Below are 19,631 nucleotides of genomic sequence, written 5' to 3'. Positions count from 1 at the left end.
AAAAGTCCCTAATGGGCCGCTTTATGTTCCGTGGCGGCCGGCTTGGCGGGAGTAGTTGCGGGCGCCGCCGGGGCAGCACCTGCGGGAGCGGTTCCGGCTGGCGCGGCGCCGGGTGCCGGAGCATTGGCTCCGCCGGCAGCGCCACCGGGCAATTCATCCTTCACGGCGTAAGACTTGGTGTTGTAGTACACCTTGCCTTCACCGAATTCCGCGGCAACGATATCGATCGCGCGATCGATCGGGATCCGGACAATCCCCTTCTCTTTGTCGATGAAGGAATAACGGTGAAGCTGTTCTTCTTCCCGATCGTGGATCGCCTGCAGTTCCTTGCTCGCGACGCCGGTGTACTGGTCGTATTCCACACGTTCGTAAGCGACCGTGTACAGCCAGTACACACCGATGATCATCGCAACGAATAGACCCATCACAGCGATGGAGACCACAGCGATGAGGCCGGCCTTGGCGTCACGGCGGTCGTAATCGACGCCGTCGACCATGATGGCCGTATCGGGCATTGTCGGATCGTGTTCCTGATTCGGATCAAGCATCTTCAATACTCCAGGGGTCCCTAGACGTTATGGAACGCAAGACACTGGTCGAGCCGGGGATCACCCACCGGCACCAGCGGTTTCTTGCGCAGTCCGGACCAGAAAACCAGGCCAAATGCGCTACCAACGGCAAGGAAGGCCACGGGATCCATCCAGCTCACCTGCGGACCCTTAGCGTGCAGTACCGGCATGATCTCCCAGTACAGGTCGAAGTAATGCATCAGCATCATGTAGCCGGCAAAGAAGCCCAGCATCTTCATGTTCCGCTTGCTCGCTCGAGGCATCAGCGCGAAAAACGGAATAAAGAAGTGGCCGAAGATCAGGAACGGCCGCCAGTTGTACCAGCCGCCGGCCAGGCGCCGCTGGAACCAGGCCACCTCTTCCGGCAGGTTGCTGTACCAGATCAGCATGTACTGCGAGAAAGTGACATAGGCCCAGAAGACCGTCAGCGCGAAGAGCCACTTGCCCAGGTCGTGGTAGTGCTCTTCTTTTACGGAATTCTCGAGATAGCCGGCGGACCGCAGCCCGAGGCAGATCAGGATCAAAACAGCCATGAAGGCCAGCGCGCCGCCGGAAAGGAAGGCCACGCCGAACATGGTGGAGTACCAGTGGGGATCCAGCGACATCACCCAGTCATAAGCGGCCAGCGAAGCGGTAAGGAACAGCATCAGCAGCCCCGGGGCACTCCAGCGTTCCGCGGCCTGGGTGTGCTTGAGGGAACCAGTGCTGTCCTGCGCCCGCGAGATCGCGTAGAGGCGCCAGGAGAACAGGCTCCACAGGCCCAGCACGATGAAGCTGCGGATGATAAACCACTGATCGTTCAGGAACCCCAGCTTCTTGGACAGGATGGGATCCTTGGCTGCGGCAGCGTGGGTCCACTCATACATGAAATGCGTGCCGAATATTACCGGCAGCACCAGGATGAGGGCCACCGGTACGGTATTCATGATGTTTTCCATCAGGCGTCTCACCGTCACGCTCCAGGCTGAGCCGGTGAGGTGCTGCACCATCACATAGAACATGGCGCCCAGGGCTATGGAGACGAAATAGGCGAAAGCGACGAGATAGGAAAACTGGAACTGTTCGCGGTTGGTCGCAAACCCGAAGGCGAGAGCCAGCCAGCTCACCAGCGCCACAAAGACAATCGAGTTGCGGACCTTGGTCCACGTCTCGGGCGCCAGGAAGTAGTTGTCGGTAACTTGATGATGATCGTGATGCGCCATGGGTCTGCTTACCTCACCTTGGCCTGTGACTCGGCCGGGACATCGGCCATGGTGCCGCGCCACGAGCGCTGTAGCGCCCGCACATACGCGACAATGGCCCAACGGTCTTTCTCGGAAACCTGGAATCGGTAGCCCGGCATGGACCGCCGGCCGTTCGAAATCACGTGGTAGATCTCTCCGTCCACCATGCCGACAATTCGGTCGTCATGGATGTTGCCTGGAACCCAGGTCGCTTTGCTCGGCACCACCCCCCGGCCGGAACCGGTACGGTCGTGGCAGGGGGAACAATAGGTGTTGAACTTCACCTGGCCGTGCAGCAGCGTTTCCTTCGTCAGGGGCAGCGGGTTCTTCGCCAGGTAAGTATTGTCGGCCGCGACACCAGTGGACAGCGTTTCGTCGGCTCGGTACATCTCCTGCGAAAGCGTGCCCGCCACCGGACGGCGGCTGCTTCGGCCGTCGGCGAAGAAATCAGAATGCATCTGGGGCTTGTACTTGTCCTGCCGCTTCATGTCCGGGAACACCCAGATGGGCGGCTGGCGGGACGGAAAGTTGGAGCAGGCGCCCAGCAGGGAACTGGCTGCGACAACCAGCAGCATTTGCGCGATGCGTCGAGAATCCATGGGCATCAGGCCTCCACCAGTTCCGTGTGGCGGCTGCCGCACGAATCCAGGAAGGTCTTGACCTCCTCGGCGTTGAACTTGGGATCGGCTACTTCCACGGCCAGCAGGAACCGGTCATTGGTGGCGCCTTCGGCCTTGGAGTAGTTAAAGAAAGCGTGATAGTAAGTGGGCAGCCGATTCAGGTGCAACATCCCGAACACCGCTCCGAACGCGCTCAGCAGCACGCTCAGCTCGAACATGATCGGCACCGAAGGTTCCAGTGCGAACAGCGGCTTGCCTGCTACCGAAAGTGGATAGTCCACTGCGCCGGTCCACCACTGCAGCAGGACTGCCGAAACCAGCCCGGTGAGACCGCAAACGATGACGATCCTGCCCAGCGGCGAGCGCGGCGCGCCCAGCGCCTCGTCGATGCCGTGAATCGGGAACGGCGAGTAGGCTTCCATCTTGGAGAAACCCGCGGCGCGGGCCGTGCGAACCGCCCGCAACAGGTCTTCAGGCGTATCGAAGTTGGCGACCACACCGTAGTGCTTCACCTTCTTCGATTCACTCTCGAAGCCGGGCAGGTTGAGCCGGGCGAGAAGATTGGTGGCCATTAGTGCGCGCCTCCCTTCCCGGCCGTGGCCGGTTGGGTGTTGATCTGGTGATGGAGCACGCCCTTCACTTCGCTGATGGCGATCGCCGGCAGGAAGCGCAGGAACAGCAGGAACAATGTCAGGAATAGGCCGAAGGTGCCGGCGAACGTCCCAATGTCCACCCACGTGGGCCGGAAGTAGCCCCAGCTCGAGGGCAGGAAGTCACGGTGCAGCGAAGTGGCGATAATCACGAAGCGCTCAAACCACATGCCGATGTTGATGAAGATGCACAACACGAACATCACCGGAATGGACGTGCGCAGCTTCTTGAACCAGAAGAACTGCGGCGCGATCACGTTGCAGCTGATCATCGTCCAGTAAGCCCAACCGTAGGGGCCGAAGGCGCGGTTGCGGAAGATGAAGCGCTCATACTGATTCGCGCTGTACCAGGCGATGAAGAACTCAGTCGCGTAGGCGAAGCCCACAATCGTGCCGGTGGCCAGGATGACCTTGCACATGTTCTCAAGGTGCTTGATGGTGATGAGGTTCTCCAGGCCGTAGATGTAGCGGGCCAGGGTCATCAGCGTGATCACCATCGCGAAGCCGGAGAAGACGGCGCCGGCGACGAAGTAGGGCGGGAAGATCGTCGTGTGCCAACCGGGCAGCACCGAGGTCGCGAAGTCGAACGACACGATGGAGTGCACTGAGAGCACCAGCGGCGTCGACAGGCCGGCCAGGATCAGGTAAGCAAGTTCGTAGTGGCGCCACTGTGTAGCGGAGCCGCGCCAGCCCAGGCTGAGAATCCCGAAGATCGTCTTGCGTACCGGGTTCTGCGCACGGTCGCGCAGCGTGGCCAAGTCGGGAATCAGGCCGACGAACCAGAACAGCGCGGACACGGTCGCGTAGGTCGAAACCGCGAATACGTCCCACATCAGCGGGCTGCGGAAGTTCTGCCACATGTGCAAGAGCTCATTGGGCGCCGGCAGCAGCCAATAGAATGCTCGCCACGGACGGCCAGTGTGGAAGAGAGGATAGATGCCGGCGCAGGCCACGGCGAAGAGCGTCATCGCTTCGGCCGCGCGGTTGATCGAGGTCCGCCACTTCTGGCGGAACAGGAACAGGATGGCGGAAATCAGTGTACCGGCGTGGCCGATACCGATCCACCACACGAAGTTGGTAATGTCCCAGCCCCAGCCGACGGGTACGTTGTTGCCCCATACGCCGATGCCGGTGAAGGCGAGGTAAGTCAGGCAGACGCCCAGTAGGCCCAACAGCGGCAAAGCCACGCCGAAGAACACCCAGTACCATTGCTTGGGCGGCGCGGTCTCGGTAATGACGCTGATCTGCTGATTGACTTCCGCGTAGGTGGCGCCGCTGGTGATCAGCGGCGGATTCAGTTCCATTCTCGGGTCGAGTGCGAGGTCGGCCATGAGTTATGCCAGCTCCGGATTGGGATTGCGCATCTTCGCCAGGTAGGTCGTGCGCGGCTTGGTGTTCAATTCCTCGATCACGATGTAGTTGCGCGGCTGCTTCTTTGCCTTCGCTACGCGGCTCTCGGGATCGTTGATGTTGCCGAATACGATTGCATCGGCCGGACACACCTGCTGGCAGGCGGTCAGAATCTCCAGATCCTTGATCTGGCGGCGATTCTCGGTCTGCGACTGGATGCGCGCGCCTTCAATGCGCTGCACACAGTAGTTGCACTTTTCCATGATGCCGCGCATGCGGACGGTGACGTTCGGGTTGAACACCATCTTGCGCGACTCAGGCACATCTTTGTTCCAGTTCAGGAAGTTGAACCGGCGCACCTTGTACGGGCAGTTGTTCGAGCAGTAGCGCGTGCCGACACACCGGTTATAGGCCATCTCGTTGATGCCTTCCGGACTGTGCACCGTCGCCGCCACCGGGCAAACCGACTCGCAGGGAGCCTTTTCGCACTGCTGGCAGGCCATGGGCTGCATCACCGCCTGCGCGTCTTCCATGCTGCCCGTGAAGTACCGGTCCATGCGGATCCAGTGCATTTCACGGCCCCGATTGATCTGGTCTTTGCCTACCACCGGGATGTTGTTTTCCGCCACGCAAGCCACCAGGCAGGCGTTGCAGCCCGTGCAGGCATTCAGGTCGATCGACATGCCCCACTGGTAACCCTTCGAGTAATCCCAGCCGGCAAACATATCCTGCACCGGCTCGCCGTGCTCTTCGTGCAGAATGCCCGGCTCCTTGGCGTACTCCTCCACCGGCAGTTCCTTCACGATGTCCGTGCGCATCAGGTGAGTGATGGGCTCTTCCAGCGTGTGGTGCTCCTGGGTCGTCACCAGTTGGTACTTCTCGCCGCTCTTGCGAGCCTGCACGGCCGCCATGTGGAAGCCGGCCACGGTGCGCAAGCCTTCCGCGCGATGCCCGACGTTTTGGCCCACCCGTCCGCAGGACGACCGGCCATAACCCAACGCCACCGAGATCGAGTCATCGGCATGACCCGGCATGATCATCGCCGGCATCTTGATCTCTCTGCCGTTGGCCGACAGCGTCAGCATGTCGCCGTTCTCGACTCCCAGCTGCTGTGCCGTCTTGCCGCTGACCAGCGCCGCGTTGTCCCAGACCACCTTGGTCATCGGGTCCGGCGCTTCCTGCAGCCAGGCATTGTTCGAAAACCTTCCGTCGTAGGGACCGGCCGAGGGGTAAAACACCACCTCGAGTCCGCTCGACGCAGGCTTGATCGCTGCCTGCGCGGCCGCCAGCACTTTGCCGGCATCCGCCTTGGCATCCACCGCAGCCTGCTTCGTCCCCTCGATTACTCCGTCATGCAGCGCCTGATTCCACTTCTTCGCCGCATCGGCGCCCCACTGCGAGGTCCACGACTTCTTCACGATGTCGTAGCCCTTGCCCTCGGTCCCGGCGATCGCCGCCGCCAGTTCCAGAACACTCTTGCCGCCGTACAGCGGCTCGATCAAAGGCTGCTGGATGCTCGCCGTACCGTCCAGCGCAAGGGCGTCGCCCCACGCTTCAAACGGATGCGCTTCCGGCAATTGCCATTCCGTCGAGGCCCACGTTTCGTTCTCATCGGCGGTCAGGGCTACTGTCGCCGGAACTTTCTTGATGATGTCGGCGAAGGCCAGATCGCCCGGCATCGTATAGGCCGGATTCCCGCCCAACACGAACAGCGTCTTCACCACACCCGAGTTGATATCGGCGCTGAGCTGCTTGACGCCGTCCAGCGACGCAGCCGCGTCCACCACCGGCTTCGAGTACACCACCGTTTGGCCCGTATTGCCCAATGCCTGGTTGATCAGGGCCACCAGCGCGTGCACTGCCGCCGGTTGCCGCGGGCCCGCCACCACAATCGACTTGCCCTTCTTCGCCGCCAGATCCTTGGCCAGGGCGGCAATGAACTTCTTCGTCTTACCCGTGTCCGATCCGCCCAGCACCTTCAGTTCAGTGCCGCTCACGTTCAGTTCCTTGGCCAGCGCCAGCGCGAACGCGCCCGCGTCAGAGGACTTCAAACGCAGCCGGTGATCGGCCATCGCACCCGTGATGGTGAAGTTCGACTCCGCCACATACAGGCGGTTGATTTCCGCCTTGGGGTCCTCCACCTTGCGTCGCGCGGAGAACTGCTTCGTCGGCAGGACGGTCAGCGAATCCAACCCGAGGAAATCACAATCCAGGGCAAAGACCACATCCGCCTTGTCGTACTGATACTGCGCCTCGAGAGGCTGCCCAAAGGCCAACTGGGCGCCAAGACGGGGCTCGTCGGAGCTGACCGAGTTGTACTCCACCCACTGCGACTTCGGATACTTCTTGAGGATCTCCGCCTTCTGCGCCGCAACCGCCGGCGAATTCGAACGCTCCGACAGAATCCTCAGGCCGGCGCCGTCGCCCAGCCCCGCCGCCTGCTGCTTCCACCAGGCGTTGAATTGATCCCACGAAGCCTTCTTGCCCTTCTGCGAGACACCCTTCACACGGTCCGGATCGTAAACATCCAGCACCAGGGCCTGCGTATGCGCGCTGGTTGAACCCAGTGAGGAGGGATGCCGCGGATTGCCTTCCACCTTGATCGGGCGGCCGTCGAACGACTTGACGATCAGTCCGATAGCGGCGCCGCCCACACTCGCCACCGTGGCGTAGTGGACCGGAACTCCGTGTACATAGCCCTCGATGCCCTTCGACATCGGCAGGATGTGCTCTACCGGGCGGCGGCAGGCCGTCAGGCCGGCCAGGCCGAAACCAGCGGCCATCAACTTCAGCAGTGTGCGCCGCGAGCCGCCGGCAAGCATCTCTGAGGCGCCATCCTGGAATTCACGCTCCGCCCATGCGCGGAACTGCGGAGTGTCCGCCAGTTGGTCCAGACTCCGCCAATACTTTTTGCCAGTCAGGCTGGTCGGGTTGATTTGTATGAAATCGTTCATCGTCTCGCACCAGCGGATTATCGATGGCACCCCGAGCAGTTCGTCGGGGGATGGATGCCCTTGGCCTGGATCAGCTTCGCACCCAGCTCCGCCGGGTCGCCTTCCGGTTTCCAGTCCAGCTTCGTCACATACTCTGTCGGCCGCACGTTCGGAGCAGCATTCCGATGGCAATCCAGGCACCACGCCATAGACAGCGGCTGCACCTGGCGGATCTCCACCATCTGATCCACACGGCCGTGGCAACTCACGCAGCTCACACCGGACGTCACATGCGCCTGATGGTTAAAATAAACGTAGTCCGGCAGCCGGTGGACCTTCACCCACGGGATGGGCTCGCCGGTCGCGTAGCTGTCGCGAACCATCTGGAGCTTGGGGCTCTTCTCCTTCACCCGCACATGGCAATTCATGCAGGTTTCGGTCATCGGGACGGCGGCGTAGCTGGACTTGTCCACCGTGTAGTGGCAGTACAGACAGTCCACGCCCAGGTTGCCGGCATGCAGTTTGTGGCTGTAAGCCACAGGCTGCACGGGCGTATATCCGGTGTCAAACTGCTTAGGGTGCAGCAGATACCCCATCACGGCGCCGGTCGCCCCCAGAACGAGGACGATTACAACGGCGGCCAGACGCAGTTTTGTGTCGAACTGCTTCGAGAAGATAGCACTCATGCCAGGATGTCTTTCAGAACCAGTCCAGCCTCAGCCCCTCTGATTTGGCAAGGCGGGTTTGCACTGCTCCGCGTGCGCGGAGAGCTTACATGATTTTCTACCATAACAGTACTATTTACGCAATAGGAGCAAGAATTCTTGTCTGGCAGTAATTCGATGCGCTCGGACCCCGACGGGACTCAGCCGATTGGCGGTGTACCCGGAATTCCTGCCAAGGTGATGGAACTGCGTCCGCTCACCGGCATCAGCCGCCGTTTCGGCGACCTGCGCGTCCGCCCGAAACTGATGGTCCTGCACAACAGTTTCTTCCTCATCCTCACCTGCGCTGTCTACTTCACCGTCATCCACTTCGTCGAAGTCCGCATGGAGCAGGCCAAGGCCCGCGAGCTCACGCTCATCTACAACTCTTTCTCGTATCTCTCTCCAGACAATGGAGAACAGGAACTTCGACCCTACGACCTCAAGACCGGCACCGCCGACGACTTCGGCCTCTCCGACGACGCTCGAGCCTGGACCATCCGCTACCCCGGCCGCATCTGGCAGCACCAGCCCACCAGCGAGCACATCTATAAACTGATCCCCGGCTCCAACCGCTACTACCGCCTCACCCTGCCCCTCAGCTTCTACAGCGGGATGGTCGCCTCGGTCGCCGTCGGCGCCTTCGCCGTCCTCGGCATCATTTATATTCTGGCCGTCCTCGTGCTCGAGCTGGTCATCATGCCCCGCTACGTCTACCAGCCCCTTCGCCTCCTGCTCGAGGCCGACCGCGCCACCCGCGAGGGCGACCGCGAGGCTGAGATCATCGACGAAAGCTTCATCCCCGGTGACGAGATCGGCCAGATCCTGCAATCCCATAACGTCACTGTCCGCGAACTTCGCAAACATGAGGATGATCTGGAACACGCCAAGCGTACGTTGGAAGCCCAGGACCGCCTGGTCAGCCTCGGCATGCTCAGCGCCAGCGTCGCCCATGAGATGAACACCCCCCTGGCCGTGCTGCACGGTTCTGTAGAAAAACTCATCGAAACCGTGGACGACCCGGCCGCCCAGGCCCGCCTGGCCCGCATGGTCCGTGTCACCCAACGCCTGCGCCGCATCAGCGAAAGCCTGCTCGACTTCGCCCGCCAGCGCCGCCAGGAAATGGGCCCCGTCGAACTGCGCCCCGCCATCGAGGAAGCCTGGCACCTCGTCGCCATCGACGAGAAAGCCGGAGCCGTCCAATTCGTCAACGACATCCAGCCAGGTCTCAGCGTCACCGGCAATGCCGACCGTCTGAACCAGGTCTTCGTCAATCTCCTGCGAAACGCCCTCAACGCCGTACCCGACTGCGGCGGCGCCATCCGCGTCTCCAGCCGCTCCAGCCATCTCGACGGAGGTCCAGCCTACTCCATCACCGTGGACGACAATGGGCCGGGCATCCCCGCCGAAGTCCTGCCCGAGATCTTCGAGGCCTTCGTCTCCACCCGCCTCGATTCCTGCGGCACCGGCCTGGGCCTCACCGTCGCCGAGGGCATCGTCCACCAGCACGGCGGCACCATTGCAGCTTCCAACTGCAAATCCGGCGGCGCCCGTCTCGAAGTTTGTTTACCCGCGGCCCCAGTCAGCGGAGAATAGGTTGAGCAGCCGAACCACATGAGCGCGGAACAGATCGTCACCAATCCTTCTCTCATCGACATCGCCGTCCTCGACGACGACATCGACTTCCTCACCTACGTCGAGGACTTCCTGAAGGACGAGGGCCTCTATAGCGTCCGCACCTTCGACAAACCCGACACCCTTTTCGATTCCGCAGACGACCACCGCCCCGACATCGTCCTGCTCGACATGAAGATGGGCGAAGTGCGCGGCGACAAAGTGTTGGAGCAACTGGTCGCCCGCTACCCCGGCATCTGCGTCATCATCGTCACCGGCTATCCATCCCTCGAAGACATGCGAGCCACTTTCCGCATGAAGGTCTTCGACTACCTCGCCAAACCCTTCTCCCTGTCTCAGCTGCGCCAATCACTTTCCAATGCTGTGGAACAGTTCGGGCTCGGCCGTACCCTGCCCGACCGCCTCCGCGAGAAGCTCGGCCACCGCATTCGCATCCTGCGCGCCGAGCGCGACTGGTCGCTGAAAGATCTCGCCCTCTCTTCGAAGCTGAGCGTCAGCCAGATCAGTTCCATTGAACGCGGCGCCAACCTGCCCTCCATCGAAAGCCTGCTCGCGATATCGCGCGCCTTCGGCCTGAAGCCCAGTGAGATCCTGACGTCCATCGAGTTCTAATCCGCGCTATTCGTACCGCAGGCAAGACGCCGGATCCACTCGCGTCGCCCGCCAGGCCGGCAACAGCGCCGCCCCCGTCGAAATCAGCATCAGGAATAGACCGGCCGCCACCGTGGTTGCCAGGTCCGCCGGTTTCAAGCCGTAGAGCTGCGATTGGATCAGCCGCCCCGCAAACAGGGCCAGCGGCAGCCCGGCCACCAGGCCCGCCACCACCATCCAGGCACTCTCGCCCAGAATCATGCCCAGGATCGCCCCACGATCCGCCCCAATCGCCACACGGATCCCAATCTCACGCGTCCGCCGCGCCGTCGAATACGACAGCACTCCGTAGAGTCCAATCGCCGCAAGGGCCACCGCCAGCAGGCCCAGCGCCGTGGACAGCATAGCCAGCAACCGCTCCGCTGCCAGCGCTTCATCAATCTGCGCATCCATCGTCGTCAATTTGTCGACCGGCAGCCGCGCGTCGGCCGACTGGATCAGCGAGCGCAGTTGATTCTCCACCAGCTCCGGAGACGCTGTACTCCGCACCTGCACCCATGCGCTGCCGGGCATACTGTCCGCCGTAGCGGGCAGGTAGATGATCGGCTCCGGATCCTCACGCAGCCAGCGGTACTTCGTCGTCCCCACCACTCCAATTACCCGCACCTTGCGCCCGCCGCCATAGGCCAGCGGCTTCCCCACCCCGTCGCCGCCCAGGTAGCGCTTCGCAAACTGCTCGTTCACAATCGCCGGACTCTCCCCCTCCGTCCGGTCCTCCATGGCAAAGTCGCGACCCCGCCGGAACGGAATGCCCATCGTCCGAAAATAGCCCGGGCTCACCGATGTGTAGTACGCCACCGGCGGCATACCCTTCGGCGGTACATACCCCGGTATCCGCATCACAAACGAAGCCATCGAGCCGGTGAGGATATTGATGCTCGCCACGCTTGCCGACTGCGCGCCAGGTAGCGCCCTCGCCCGAGACAGCAGGTTCTGCATCGCCTGCGCGGCCCCTGCCTCCGAGTAGTTCAGCCGTTCGAAATCCACCTGCGCCAATACAACGTGCTGTGGCTGGAAGCCCAGGTCGATCGCGCGCAAATTGTGCAGGGTCTGCGCCAGCAACCCGGCCGTGAAAATCAATGCCACCGAAACAGCGATCTGCGCCGAAATCAGATACCGGTAGCCCAGCGCCCGCTTACCCGCCGCGAACAACGTCCCCGACTGCACCAGCGGCATCGGATCGGTCCGCCAGGCTCGCAGCGCGGGCAGCAGTCCAAACAGCAGCCCCGAGCCCAGCGTCACCGCCGCGAAGAACCCCAATACCATCGGATCCGGTTGAACATGCTGCGTCAGGCTCTCCCGCTGCGGCCCCATCAAACCCAGCAGGGCGGCAATGAAGAACTGCGCCAGCCACCAGGCCACCGCACCACTCACCAGCGACAGCATCAGGCTCTGTACCAGGAACTGCCGGATTACCGCCCAGCGCGTCGCACCCAGAGCCACCCGGATCGCCGCTTCCCTTGCCCGTTCAATCGATCGCACCAGCCACAACGCCGCCAGGTTCGCACACGCCATCACCAGCACCAGTCCCACAATCGACAACAGCAACAACACCGGACGGCCCAGCTTCTCTTTGCGCGAGCCCATCCCCTGGCTGCCGTCACGCAGGATGAATTGATCCTTGTCGTCGACCTTGAAGCCGATCTCGCGCTGCAGCCTCATCCCCACCGGATTCAACCGCAGCCCCGCCTCCTGCCTCGACACCGCAGGTTTCAGCCGCCCAATCACCTGCAGCCACCCGAATTTCTCGCGCGGAGTACCATAGAATGCCTCCGCCCAGGCCGTCGTGATCTGCACATCCACCTGCCCGTGCAGCGTCGCTCCCTGGAACCCGGCCGGCGTCACCCCCACAATCTGGAACGGTTCCTTATCCAGCAACAGCTTTCTGCCCACCACGCCCTGGGCGCCGTTGAAGAATGTTCGCCACAACCGGTCGCTGATGACGCAAACGCGCGCACCCTTCTCCACCCGGTCGTCCGACTCGTCCAACAGCCGCCCCATCGCGGGCCGCATGCCCAGCATCGCGAAATAGTTGCCACTGACCAGCTCGGCCGACACGGCGATCCGCCGGTCGCCATCCACCACATCCCGCTCAATGCTGGCAGCGGCCAGAAACTCCTCGAACCCCGTGTCCTGCTTCCGGATTCCCTGAAAGAAGCTATAGGAGAAACAGCAGTTCTCCATGTGGAACATCTCGTTGTTCTGCCGCAGCAGCACCAACCGGTCCGCCGCCCTCACCGGCAGCGTCTTCAGCACAATCGCATTCACAAACGAAAAGATCGCCGTGTTCGCGGCCAGCCCCAAGGACAGCGATCCCAGCGCCAGCAGTGTGAACGACGGGCTCTTCCGCGACGTGCGCCAGGCCAGCCGGACGTCCGCCGCCAACTGCTCCAGCCAGCGGAACGCCCACAAATCATGGCTCGTCTCCCGGTATCCGGCCGCATTCCCAAACTGCCGCCGCGCCGCGTACTCCGACTCCTCCGGCTCCACCCCCTGCGCCCGCAGTTTGCGCGCCCGCAACTCCAGGTGGAGCCGCATCTCCTCGTCCAGCTCCTGCTCCAATTGCGTACGCCGGAACAGGTGCGCCAGGCGCCGCCACAGTTCATTCATGCTCATGAATACCTCCCCCTACGCCGGCTGCAGGATCCGCGCAATCGCCGCCGACACCCGCTGATACTGCGCCAACTCCTGGTCCAGCCGCGCCCGGCCCTCGTCGCTCAAGGTGTAGTAACGCGCCCGCCTGTTCTCCGCGGTCTTGCCCCACTCCGCCTCCAGCCAGCCCTTCAGCAGCATCCGCTGCAGCGCCGGGTACAGCGACCCCTCTTCCACTTGCAGCACATCCGCAGAAAGCTCCTGGATCGCTTCCGCAATCTCAAAGCCATGCAGTTTCCCATTGCGCGCCAGCGTGTTCAGGATCAGCATGTCCAACGTACCGGGCGGGATGGGGTCTCGCGAAGTTCGCTCAATGAGTGACATAGATCGTCTACGTAATTAACATAGACAGTCTATGTCGAACGCCGGCCCTCTGCAATAGCTTCCTCCGAATTGTTACGCCAGATAGGCGATAACCTATATTTCAATGAGAGTGCGAAGTACCCTGACCCTGCTCCTCCTCAGCGCCGCGCTGCTGCCCCTGCCTACGCCGGCCCAGGTGATCACGAAGCCCGCTCAACCCAACAAGTTCATCGAAGCCGTCGGCCGCCGAGCCGCACTCCTCGGGCACGAGGACGGCAACTTCGAAGCCTGGACGTACCCCATTAAGGTCCTGCGCGACTTCCAACTCTCCGTCTATGTCGACAACGCCCTCGAGCCGACACCCCTCAGCGGACTGGCCGAAACCGTCGAAGTCCACCCCGGCCACGTCACCATCACGCACATCACCGGAGCCTTCACCGTCCGCCAGACCTGGGTCGCGTCCATCGACCACCCCGTCCTGGCCGTCCTGCTCGACATCGACACCTCCAAGCCGCTCAAATTCCGAGCCACCTTCATTCCCGAAATGAAGCCAATGTGGCCCGCCTCCTTTGGCGGCCAGTCCACCGGCTGGAATCAGAAGGAGGGCGTCCTTACCTTCACTGAGGGGATGGGCCGCTTCCGCCCCGTCCTGGGCAGCCCCCGCTTCAACCGCATCAGCGAACAAATCGGCCATCAATTGCCCGACCGCACGGTGATGATCGAATTCGACATCGACAAGAGCGGCCAGGTCCCCATCGTTATAGCGGGCTCCCGCGCGGACTACAACGCAGCCATCCAGGATCCCGGAGCCCTGGTCACTGCCGCCGATGCCTACTACGACTCGTTCCTCAAACGCACCACCAGCATCCAGGCCGAAGGCTTCACCGCCGCCTACGACTGGGCTCGCGTCGCCATAGAGAAAGGCTGGGCCTGCAACGACGGTGTCGGTTGCGGCCTCGTGGCCGGTTGGGCCCCCTCCGGACTCAGCGAACGCCCCGGCTTCGGCTGGTACTTCGGCGGCGACACCATGATGAGCGCCTGGGCCATGCAGGACTACGGCGACTTCGAAGGCGCGCGCGCCGCGCTCGAATTCCTCCTCGACCACCAACGCGCGGACGGCAAGGTGATGCACGAGTGGACCCAATCCTCCGCCCTCCTCGATTGGCCGAAGTACCCCTATGGCTACTACCACGCCGACACCACGCCGCTCTTCCTCTTCAGCGCCGCCCGCTATGCCCGCCAATCCGGCGACCTCGACTTCGTCCATAAACATTGGGCCAGGTTCGAGCAGTCCTACCGCTTCTGCCTCACCATGCTCGACGACGATGGCTTGCTCTCCAACGTCAAAGGAGGAGCCGCCGCCGTGGAAACAGGAGCCCTCAGCGGCAAAGTCGCCCGCGACATCTATCTGCAGGGCGCCTGGCTGGCCGGCCTCGCCGGTTTCGTCGACCTCGCCGCCTGGCAAGGCCAAAAGGCCCTGGAATCCGAAGCCCGTACCCGCCTCGCCCAAGCCCGCGAAGCCATCAAACCCTGGTTCGTCCCCGAAAAGAACATCTTCGCTTTTGCCCAGTTGAAAGACGGTTCCCGATACGAAGCCAATTCCGGCTGGCAGGGGTTGCTCCTCTCCAGGGGCGGCATCGACCCAACACTTGCCGCCAAAGCGGCCGCATCCCTGGCGCTCCCCACCCTCGCTACCCCCTGGGGTACTCGCATGTTTGCAACGGATAGCCCGTTCTACAACCCGGTGGGCTACAACGACGGCAGCGTCTGGCCTTTCGTCACCGCCCAGGCCACCCTCGCCCTCTTCCGCCATGGCCAGCCCGCCGCCGGATACCGCTACGTCCATGGCATGGCACAGGCCACCGGCTTGAGCGGCGCCGGCTTCATCAGCGAGTACTTCAGCGGCGATCGCTTCGCCGAAGGACCTCGCGCCGTCCCCCACCAGCTCTTCAGCTCCGTCGCCCTCGTGAATCCTCTCATTACGGCCATGCTCGGCCTTAGCAGCGACGGCATCGCCGGGGAAGTCACCATCGCGCCGCAGCTACCCTGCTCCCTCGGCCCGGTCCGGTTTCAGCACTACCGCGTCGGAAAGAGCATTCTCTCCGGCGAGATCCGGCCTGCTAAGCCCCAAACACTGATAGACATACGGGTGGAAGGTCCGCCTGTCAGGATCCTCAAGCAAGCGGCTCCCTGCTTCGACTTGCCCCTGCTCAAACCCCTCATACCCGGCCAGCGCGGCGAGTAAGTACTTAATTAAGGGCGCGGGAACATCGCATTCAGTCCTGCTAAACTACCGCGCACCAGCCTGCGTCGTTTGGCGCTAGAATGATGATACGGCGGTCTTTGTGAATCGATGTGGCCGATTCTCACGATAGCCTGCTGATAGCGTCGCGCCAACGTTCGCCGCCGGGATCGAGGTATCTTAGTACGTCGCACCTAGGAAATTCTAAGGTGAACGGTCCTTGGTTCTAAGGCAGTACCTGCATTCTCAATGGTAATGGACCTCCTTAGAATCAAGTACGAGGTTGGAAAGGGGACGATCATGAACGTTGTGGCGCCGCACCAGCATGACGAACTGGATGGAAGGGACGCAAAGCCGGCCATGAGTGAACAACCCGAAACCGAAGCCCGGAAGATTCGAGTCATGATCGCTGATGACCATCCGATTGTCCGGGAAGGTCTGCGGAAACTACTCAATCTGGAAGATGACATCGATGTCGTCGGCGCCGCCGCCGATGGCCGGGAACTCATCGAACGGGTCGAAGAACTGATGCCCGATGTCATTCTCCTCGACCTGCGCATGCCCAATCTCGACGGTTTGGGCGCGCTCCAGACCCTGCAACACACCAGCTCGAAGGCCCGGGTCATCATTCTCACCGCTTCGGAAGACAAAAACGAATTCGTACAGGCCATGAAGCTGGGCTGCTCCGGCATCGTGCTCAAGCAGACCTCAGCCGACTTGATCGTGAAATCGATTCGCAAAGTCTACGCCGGCGAGATCTGGCTCGATTCGCATACCACCGCGGCTGTAATGCGGCAGTTTGCAGCACCGGGCGAGACAAACCTCGGCCCTTCGGCAAGCAAAGCCCGTGAACGGTCGCCCCTCAGCACCCGCGAACGCGAGATCGTCGCATTGGTCGCTCAGGGTTACAAGAATAAGGAAATGGCCGAGAAGATGTTCATCAGCGAGCAAACGGTTAAGAACCACCTGCACAATATCTTCGACAAGCTCGGCGTCTCAGACCGGTTGGAATTGGCTCTCTACGCCATCCACAAAGGTCTCCACCTGCAGCAAAACGAACGCTAACTTCTACTCCTCTCAGTAGTTACAGTCCACGAGCCGCCCCTCAACCGGGCGGCTCGTTCTGTTTCTGAACGAAGTTGTAGAATTTTTCCGCCAAATCAGGACCTTCCCCTCTTGCATTCTCCTCACCATAGGCCTACGATCAAACTTGGAGGATAAAAAGATGCGCTTCTCCCTTACATTCCTATCTACGATCCTGCTGGTGGCGCTGGCTGCTCCTCCGCTCCTGATGGCACAGGATTCCATTCCCCGGTGCACGACCGTTGAGCCGGCCAACGGCAAGGTCGGTACCGAGTTTGTAGTCACTGGCGAGAATCTCAGCAAAGATACCGTCGCGAAGCTGTACCTCACCGACGGCACTACCGATATCGAAGTCCCCATGAGCGAACAGTCGGCCACCACGATCAAAGCAAAAATTCCGAACTCCGCGAAAGTGGGTGAGCGCTACAAGCTCATGATCCTCACCAAGGGCAAAGAACCCAAGCTCATTGAGCAGCCTGTCCGTTTCGAAATCGAATAGGCGCCCCGCCCCACATCGCCCGCGATAAGCACCAAGTGTGCTGGTATACCCTGTTAAGATCGATAGAGCCGGAACACTCCGGCTCTATCTGTTTCTATGGTGCCCTCCAACCACGCCTACGATTACGATTTACTGGTGATCGGCTCCGGCCCCGCCGGGCAGCGTGCGGCCATCCAAGCCGCTAAGCTCCAGAAGCGCGTGGTGCTCGTCGAGAAGAAAAGCGTCCTCGGCGGCGTCTCCGTCAACACCGGCACCATCCCCTCCAAAACCCTGCGCGAAGCGGTGCTCGACCTTTCCGGCTACCGGTCCAAAGAGTTCTACGGACTCTCTTACTCCGTCAAACAGCGCATCACCATGCAGGACCTGCTGCAGCGCGTCGACACCGTCATCCGCCACGAAATTGACGTCACCCGCGCCCAACTCCTCCGCAACCGCGTCGAGGTCGTCAGCGCCACCGCGTCATTTGTCGACCCGCACACCATCCGCCTCGAATACGTCGAGGGCGGCGGCCAGCGCCTGCTCACCGCGGACAAAGTCATCGTCGCCGTCGGCACCGAAGCCACCCGCGATCCCCACATCCCCTTCGACGGCCACCGCGTGCTCACCAGCGACGACATCCTGGTGCTCAACGAGCTGCCCCGCACCCTCACCGTCATCGGCGCCGGCGTCATTGGCTGCGAGTACGCCTCCATGTTCGCCGCCCTGGGTGTCCGCGTCACCCTCGTCGACAAACGCCCCCGCCTGCTGCCCTTCGTCGATTGCGAGATCATCGACACCCTTGCCTATCACCTGCGCGAAAACCGCGTCACCCTCCGCCTGGGCGAAAACGTGCACGGCATCGAGTTGTTGGAAGACGAGTCGGGCGAACGCGTCCGCATCGTCCTCGACAGCGGCAAACAGATAGTCACCGAGAAGGCGCTTTATTCCATCGGGCGCACCGGCAACACCAACCGCATCCACCCCGAAGCGTCCGGCCTCAATGTTGACGACCGCGGCCGCATCACCGTCGACGACGACTACCGGACCAACGTGCCGAACATCTACGCCGTCGGCGACGTCATCGGCTTCCCCAGCCTCTCCTCCACCTCCATGGAACAGGGCCGCCTCGCCGCCTGCCACGCCTTCGGCATCCAGGCCAGCAGCGTGCCCGATCTCTTCCCCTACGGCATTTACACCATCCCGGAGATCTCCATGGTGGGCAAAAACGAGGAAGAGCTCACCCAGGCCGGCATCCCCTACGAAGTGGGCAAGGCACGTTACCGCGAAATCGCGCGCGGTCAGATCGTCGGCGACACCACCGGCCTGCTCAAGCTGCTCTTCCACTTTGAAACCCGCCAGTTGCTGGGCGTGCACATCATCGGCGAAGGCGCCAGTGAACTGATCCACATCGGCCAGGCCGTGCTCGCTTATGGCGGAAAGGTCGACTACTTCGTGAATACGGTCTTCAACTACCCCACCCTCGCGGAGTGCTACAAGACCGCCGCCTTCGATGGCGTCAACCGCATCGGAGGAGGCTCTGATCCAATCGCCCCCTCCAAACCAACCGACTGATCACTGCTGCTGCATCTGCTCCTGCTGGCGCAAGAGATCTTCCGGAACGTTCAGGTCGCGCTCCACATCGGCGTCCCACTCCGTCACCATCTCCGCCAGTTCCGGCGGCAACTCCTCGCACGCGCTCACTCCGACAGCCACGGTCAGCTTCGAATCCGCTTTGCCCTTCAGCACGCCGCGCGTCGGCGGGACATCCGCATAGTCGCGGCCAATCGCCGTGCGGACATGCCGCTCGCTGGCGATCAGGTCATTTGTCGGATCGAACCCAATCCACCCCAGCGTCGGCAGGTACGCCTCCACCCAGGCGTGCGTGGCGCCATCGGACGAACGGTCGCGGTCTTCCGCCCGGTGGAAAAGGTAGCCGCTGACATACCGCGCCGGAATCCCCAACTGGCGCAATACCGTGATCATGATATGCGCCATGTCCTGGCAAACGCCTTTGCGCTGCGACAGCGCCTCGTCGATGGGCGAGTCCACGCGCGTGGACTGCGGAACGTAATCCAGCGCATTGAATAGCTTCGAGTTGATCTCACGCACCAGCATCAGCGGATCGTCCCTCCGCTCGATGCCCAACTCCTGCATGAAGGACAGCAGCAGTTCCGAAGGCTTGGCATACGTGCTGGGCAGCAGCTTGGGCCAGAAATCGCCATCCTCCACAGCCTTGTCCAACTCGGCCCAGGCGCCTGGCCCCAGTTCCAATGGCAGCTCAGGAAACGGCTTCATCTCCACCACGCTCTCCGCAGTGATCTGCAGATTGCGGTGCGGACCCGGAATCCCGAAGTGATGAATCGAATTGCCCAGATGATCTCGATACAGATGAATCTGCGCCTTGGGCGTCACCGTCATCTTGTAATCCAGGCAGCGCTGATTGCCCTCCGTCCGCGGGTGCATCCGCAGCTCCATCAGGCTCTCGTACACCGGATCGCTGTACGCAAATCGGGTGAGGTGTCGGATGCGGTAATACAA

16 protein-coding genes are annotated in these 19,631 nt (G+C 62.0%); 6 read left to right on the top strand and 10 right to left on the bottom strand.

From position 1 onward, the window contains the following. Positions 1–8: 8 nt before the first annotated feature. The 7 genes from ACR9Y2_RS31590 to ACR9Y2_RS31560 are packed head-to-tail and all read right to left on the bottom strand — an operon-like array spanning position 9 to position 8,031. Entirely contained in the window at positions 9–548 is a 540-nt protein-coding gene (locus tag ACR9Y2_RS31590) for a hypothetical protein (RefSeq protein WP_435045869.1), read from the bottom strand. Between the two features lie 20 nt (positions 549–568). Beyond that, a complete protein-coding gene (locus ACR9Y2_RS31585) occupies positions 569–1,771 on the bottom strand; it encodes a quinol:cytochrome C oxidoreductase (protein WP_435045868.1) in 1,203 nt (400 codons plus the stop codon). 8 nt (positions 1,772–1,779) lie between these two features. Beyond that, positions 1,780–2,391 carry a c-type cytochrome gene (locus ACR9Y2_RS31580; protein ID WP_435045867.1) on the bottom strand — a complete coding sequence of 204 codons (612 nt, stop codon included), beginning with the start codon at positions 2,389–2,391 and terminating at the stop codon, positions 1,780–1,782. Between the two features lie 5 nt (positions 2,392–2,396). Beyond that, on the bottom strand, positions 2,397–2,984 hold the full coding sequence (locus ACR9Y2_RS31575; RefSeq protein ID WP_435045866.1) for a DUF3341 domain-containing protein: 588 nt from the start codon (positions 2,982–2,984) through the stop codon (positions 2,397–2,399). After that, complete coding sequence (gene nrfD / locus ACR9Y2_RS31570; protein ID WP_435045865.1) at positions 2,984–4,393, bottom strand: NrfD/PsrC family molybdoenzyme membrane anchor subunit; 1,410 nt, start codon at positions 4,391–4,393, stop codon at positions 2,984–2,986. Before nrfD ends, ACR9Y2_RS31575 begins: the two co-directional genes overlap by 1 nt. A gap of 3 nt (positions 4,394–4,396) precedes the next feature. Further along, positions 4,397–7,366, bottom strand: coding sequence for a TAT-variant-translocated molybdopterin oxidoreductase (locus ACR9Y2_RS31565; RefSeq protein WP_435045864.1), 2,970 nt, complete (start codon positions 7,364–7,366; stop codon positions 4,397–4,399). Between the two features lie 17 nt (positions 7,367–7,383). After that, entirely contained in the window at positions 7,384–8,031 is a 648-nt protein-coding gene (locus ACR9Y2_RS31560) for a cytochrome c3 family protein (RefSeq protein ID WP_435045863.1), read from the bottom strand. 138 nt (positions 8,032–8,169) lie between these two features. Between ACR9Y2_RS31560 and ACR9Y2_RS31555 the strand changes: the two genes are divergently transcribed. Then, the gene (locus ACR9Y2_RS31555) at positions 8,170–9,645 is read left to right on the top strand and encodes a sensor histidine kinase (RefSeq protein WP_435045862.1); all 1,476 of its coding nucleotides are present in this window, start codon (positions 8,170–8,172) and stop codon (positions 9,643–9,645) included. An 18-nt stretch (positions 9,646–9,663) separates the two neighbouring features. Further along, positions 9,664–10,296 (top strand): response regulator, encoded by a 633-nt coding sequence (locus tag ACR9Y2_RS31550; protein WP_435045861.1) that lies wholly within the window; start codon positions 9,664–9,666, stop codon positions 10,294–10,296. A 6-nt stretch (positions 10,297–10,302) separates the two neighbouring features. Here the strand turns inward: ACR9Y2_RS31550 and ACR9Y2_RS31545 are convergent, their stop codons facing one another. Next, on the bottom strand, positions 10,303–12,951 hold the full coding sequence (locus ACR9Y2_RS31545; RefSeq protein WP_435045860.1) for an ADOP family duplicated permease: 2,649 nt from the start codon (positions 12,949–12,951) through the stop codon (positions 10,303–10,305). 12 nt (positions 12,952–12,963) lie between these two features. Next, positions 12,964–13,311, bottom strand: coding sequence for a PadR family transcriptional regulator (locus tag ACR9Y2_RS31540; protein WP_435045859.1), 348 nt, complete (start codon positions 13,309–13,311; stop codon positions 12,964–12,966). A gap of 103 nt (positions 13,312–13,414) precedes the next feature. On the opposite strand from ACR9Y2_RS31540, the gene ACR9Y2_RS31535 reads away from it, so the two are divergent. The 4 genes from ACR9Y2_RS31535 (at position 13,415) to sthA (ending at position 18,665) form a co-directional block, all read left to right on the top strand. Next, complete coding sequence (locus ACR9Y2_RS31535) at positions 13,415–15,535, top strand: amylo-alpha-1,6-glucosidase (protein WP_435045858.1); 2,121 nt, start codon at positions 13,415–13,417, stop codon at positions 15,533–15,535. 252 nt (positions 15,536–15,787) lie between these two features. Beyond that, positions 15,788–16,597 (top strand): response regulator, encoded by an 810-nt coding sequence (locus ACR9Y2_RS31530; RefSeq protein WP_435045857.1) that lies wholly within the window; start codon positions 15,788–15,790, stop codon positions 16,595–16,597. Positions 16,598–16,757: 160 nt separating this feature from the next. Next, entirely contained in the window at positions 16,758–17,114 is a 357-nt protein-coding gene (locus ACR9Y2_RS31525; RefSeq protein WP_435045856.1) for an IPT/TIG domain-containing protein, read from the top strand. 96 nt (positions 17,115–17,210) lie between these two features. Continuing rightward, entirely contained in the window at positions 17,211–18,665 is a 1,455-nt protein-coding gene (gene sthA / locus ACR9Y2_RS31520; protein ID WP_435045855.1) for a Si-specific NAD(P)(+) transhydrogenase, read from the top strand. On the opposite strand, the gene ACR9Y2_RS31515 is transcribed toward sthA, so the two are convergent. Continuing rightward, the gene (locus ACR9Y2_RS31515; protein ID WP_435045854.1) at positions 18,666–19,631 is read right to left on the bottom strand and encodes a transglutaminase family protein; all 966 of its coding nucleotides are present in this window, start codon (positions 19,629–19,631) and stop codon (positions 18,666–18,668) included.

Origin of the sequence: Paludibaculum fermentans (assembly GCF_051172195.1) — a bacterium.
Taxonomy (GTDB): domain Bacteria; phylum Acidobacteriota; class Terriglobia; order Bryobacterales; family Bryobacteraceae; genus Paludibaculum; species Paludibaculum fermentans_A.
Note: the sequence above shows the minus strand (reverse complement) of the source record. Positions and strands in the feature narration are given on the sequence as shown.

What these genes read in the sequence shown, in the direction of transcription:
- ACR9Y2_RS31590 (WP_435045869.1), bottom strand. Translation starts at nt 548, where the DNA reads ATGCTTGATCCGAATCAGGAACACGATCCGACAATGCCCGATACGGCC.
- ACR9Y2_RS31585 (WP_435045868.1), bottom strand. Translation starts at nt 1,771, where the DNA reads ATGGCGCATCACGATCATCATCAAGTTACCGACAACTACTTCCTGGCG.
- ACR9Y2_RS31580 (WP_435045867.1), bottom strand. Translation starts at nt 2,391, where the DNA reads ATGGATTCTCGACGCATCGCGCAAATGCTGCTGGTTGTCGCAGCCAGT.
- ACR9Y2_RS31575 (WP_435045866.1), bottom strand. Translation starts at nt 2,984, where the DNA reads ATGGCCACCAATCTTCTCGCCCGGCTCAACCTGCCCGGCTTCGAGAGT.
- nrfD (WP_435045865.1), bottom strand. Translation starts at nt 4,393, where the DNA reads ATGGCCGACCTCGCACTCGACCCGAGAATGGAACTGAATCCGCCGCTG.
- ACR9Y2_RS31565 (WP_435045864.1), bottom strand. Translation starts at nt 7,366, where the DNA reads ATGAACGATTTCATACAAATCAACCCGACCAGCCTGACTGGCAAAAAG.
- ACR9Y2_RS31560 (WP_435045863.1), bottom strand. Translation starts at nt 8,031, where the DNA reads ATGAGTGCTATCTTCTCGAAGCAGTTCGACACAAAACTGCGTCTGGCC.
- ACR9Y2_RS31550 (WP_435045861.1), top strand. Translation starts at nt 9,664, where the DNA reads ATGAGCGCGGAACAGATCGTCACCAATCCTTCTCTCATCGACATCGCC.
- ACR9Y2_RS31545 (WP_435045860.1), bottom strand. Translation starts at nt 12,951, where the DNA reads ATGAGCATGAATGAACTGTGGCGGCGCCTGGCGCACCTGTTCCGGCGT.
- ACR9Y2_RS31540 (WP_435045859.1), bottom strand. Translation starts at nt 13,311, where the DNA reads ATGTCACTCATTGAGCGAACTTCGCGAGACCCCATCCCGCCCGGTACG.
- ACR9Y2_RS31535 (WP_435045858.1), top strand. Translation starts at nt 13,415, where the DNA reads ATGAGAGTGCGAAGTACCCTGACCCTGCTCCTCCTCAGCGCCGCGCTG.
- ACR9Y2_RS31530 (WP_435045857.1), top strand. Translation starts at nt 15,788, where the DNA reads ATGGACCTCCTTAGAATCAAGTACGAGGTTGGAAAGGGGACGATCATG.
- ACR9Y2_RS31525 (WP_435045856.1), top strand. Translation starts at nt 16,758, where the DNA reads ATGCGCTTCTCCCTTACATTCCTATCTACGATCCTGCTGGTGGCGCTG.
- sthA (WP_435045855.1), top strand. Translation starts at nt 17,211, where the DNA reads ATGGTGCCCTCCAACCACGCCTACGATTACGATTTACTGGTGATCGGC.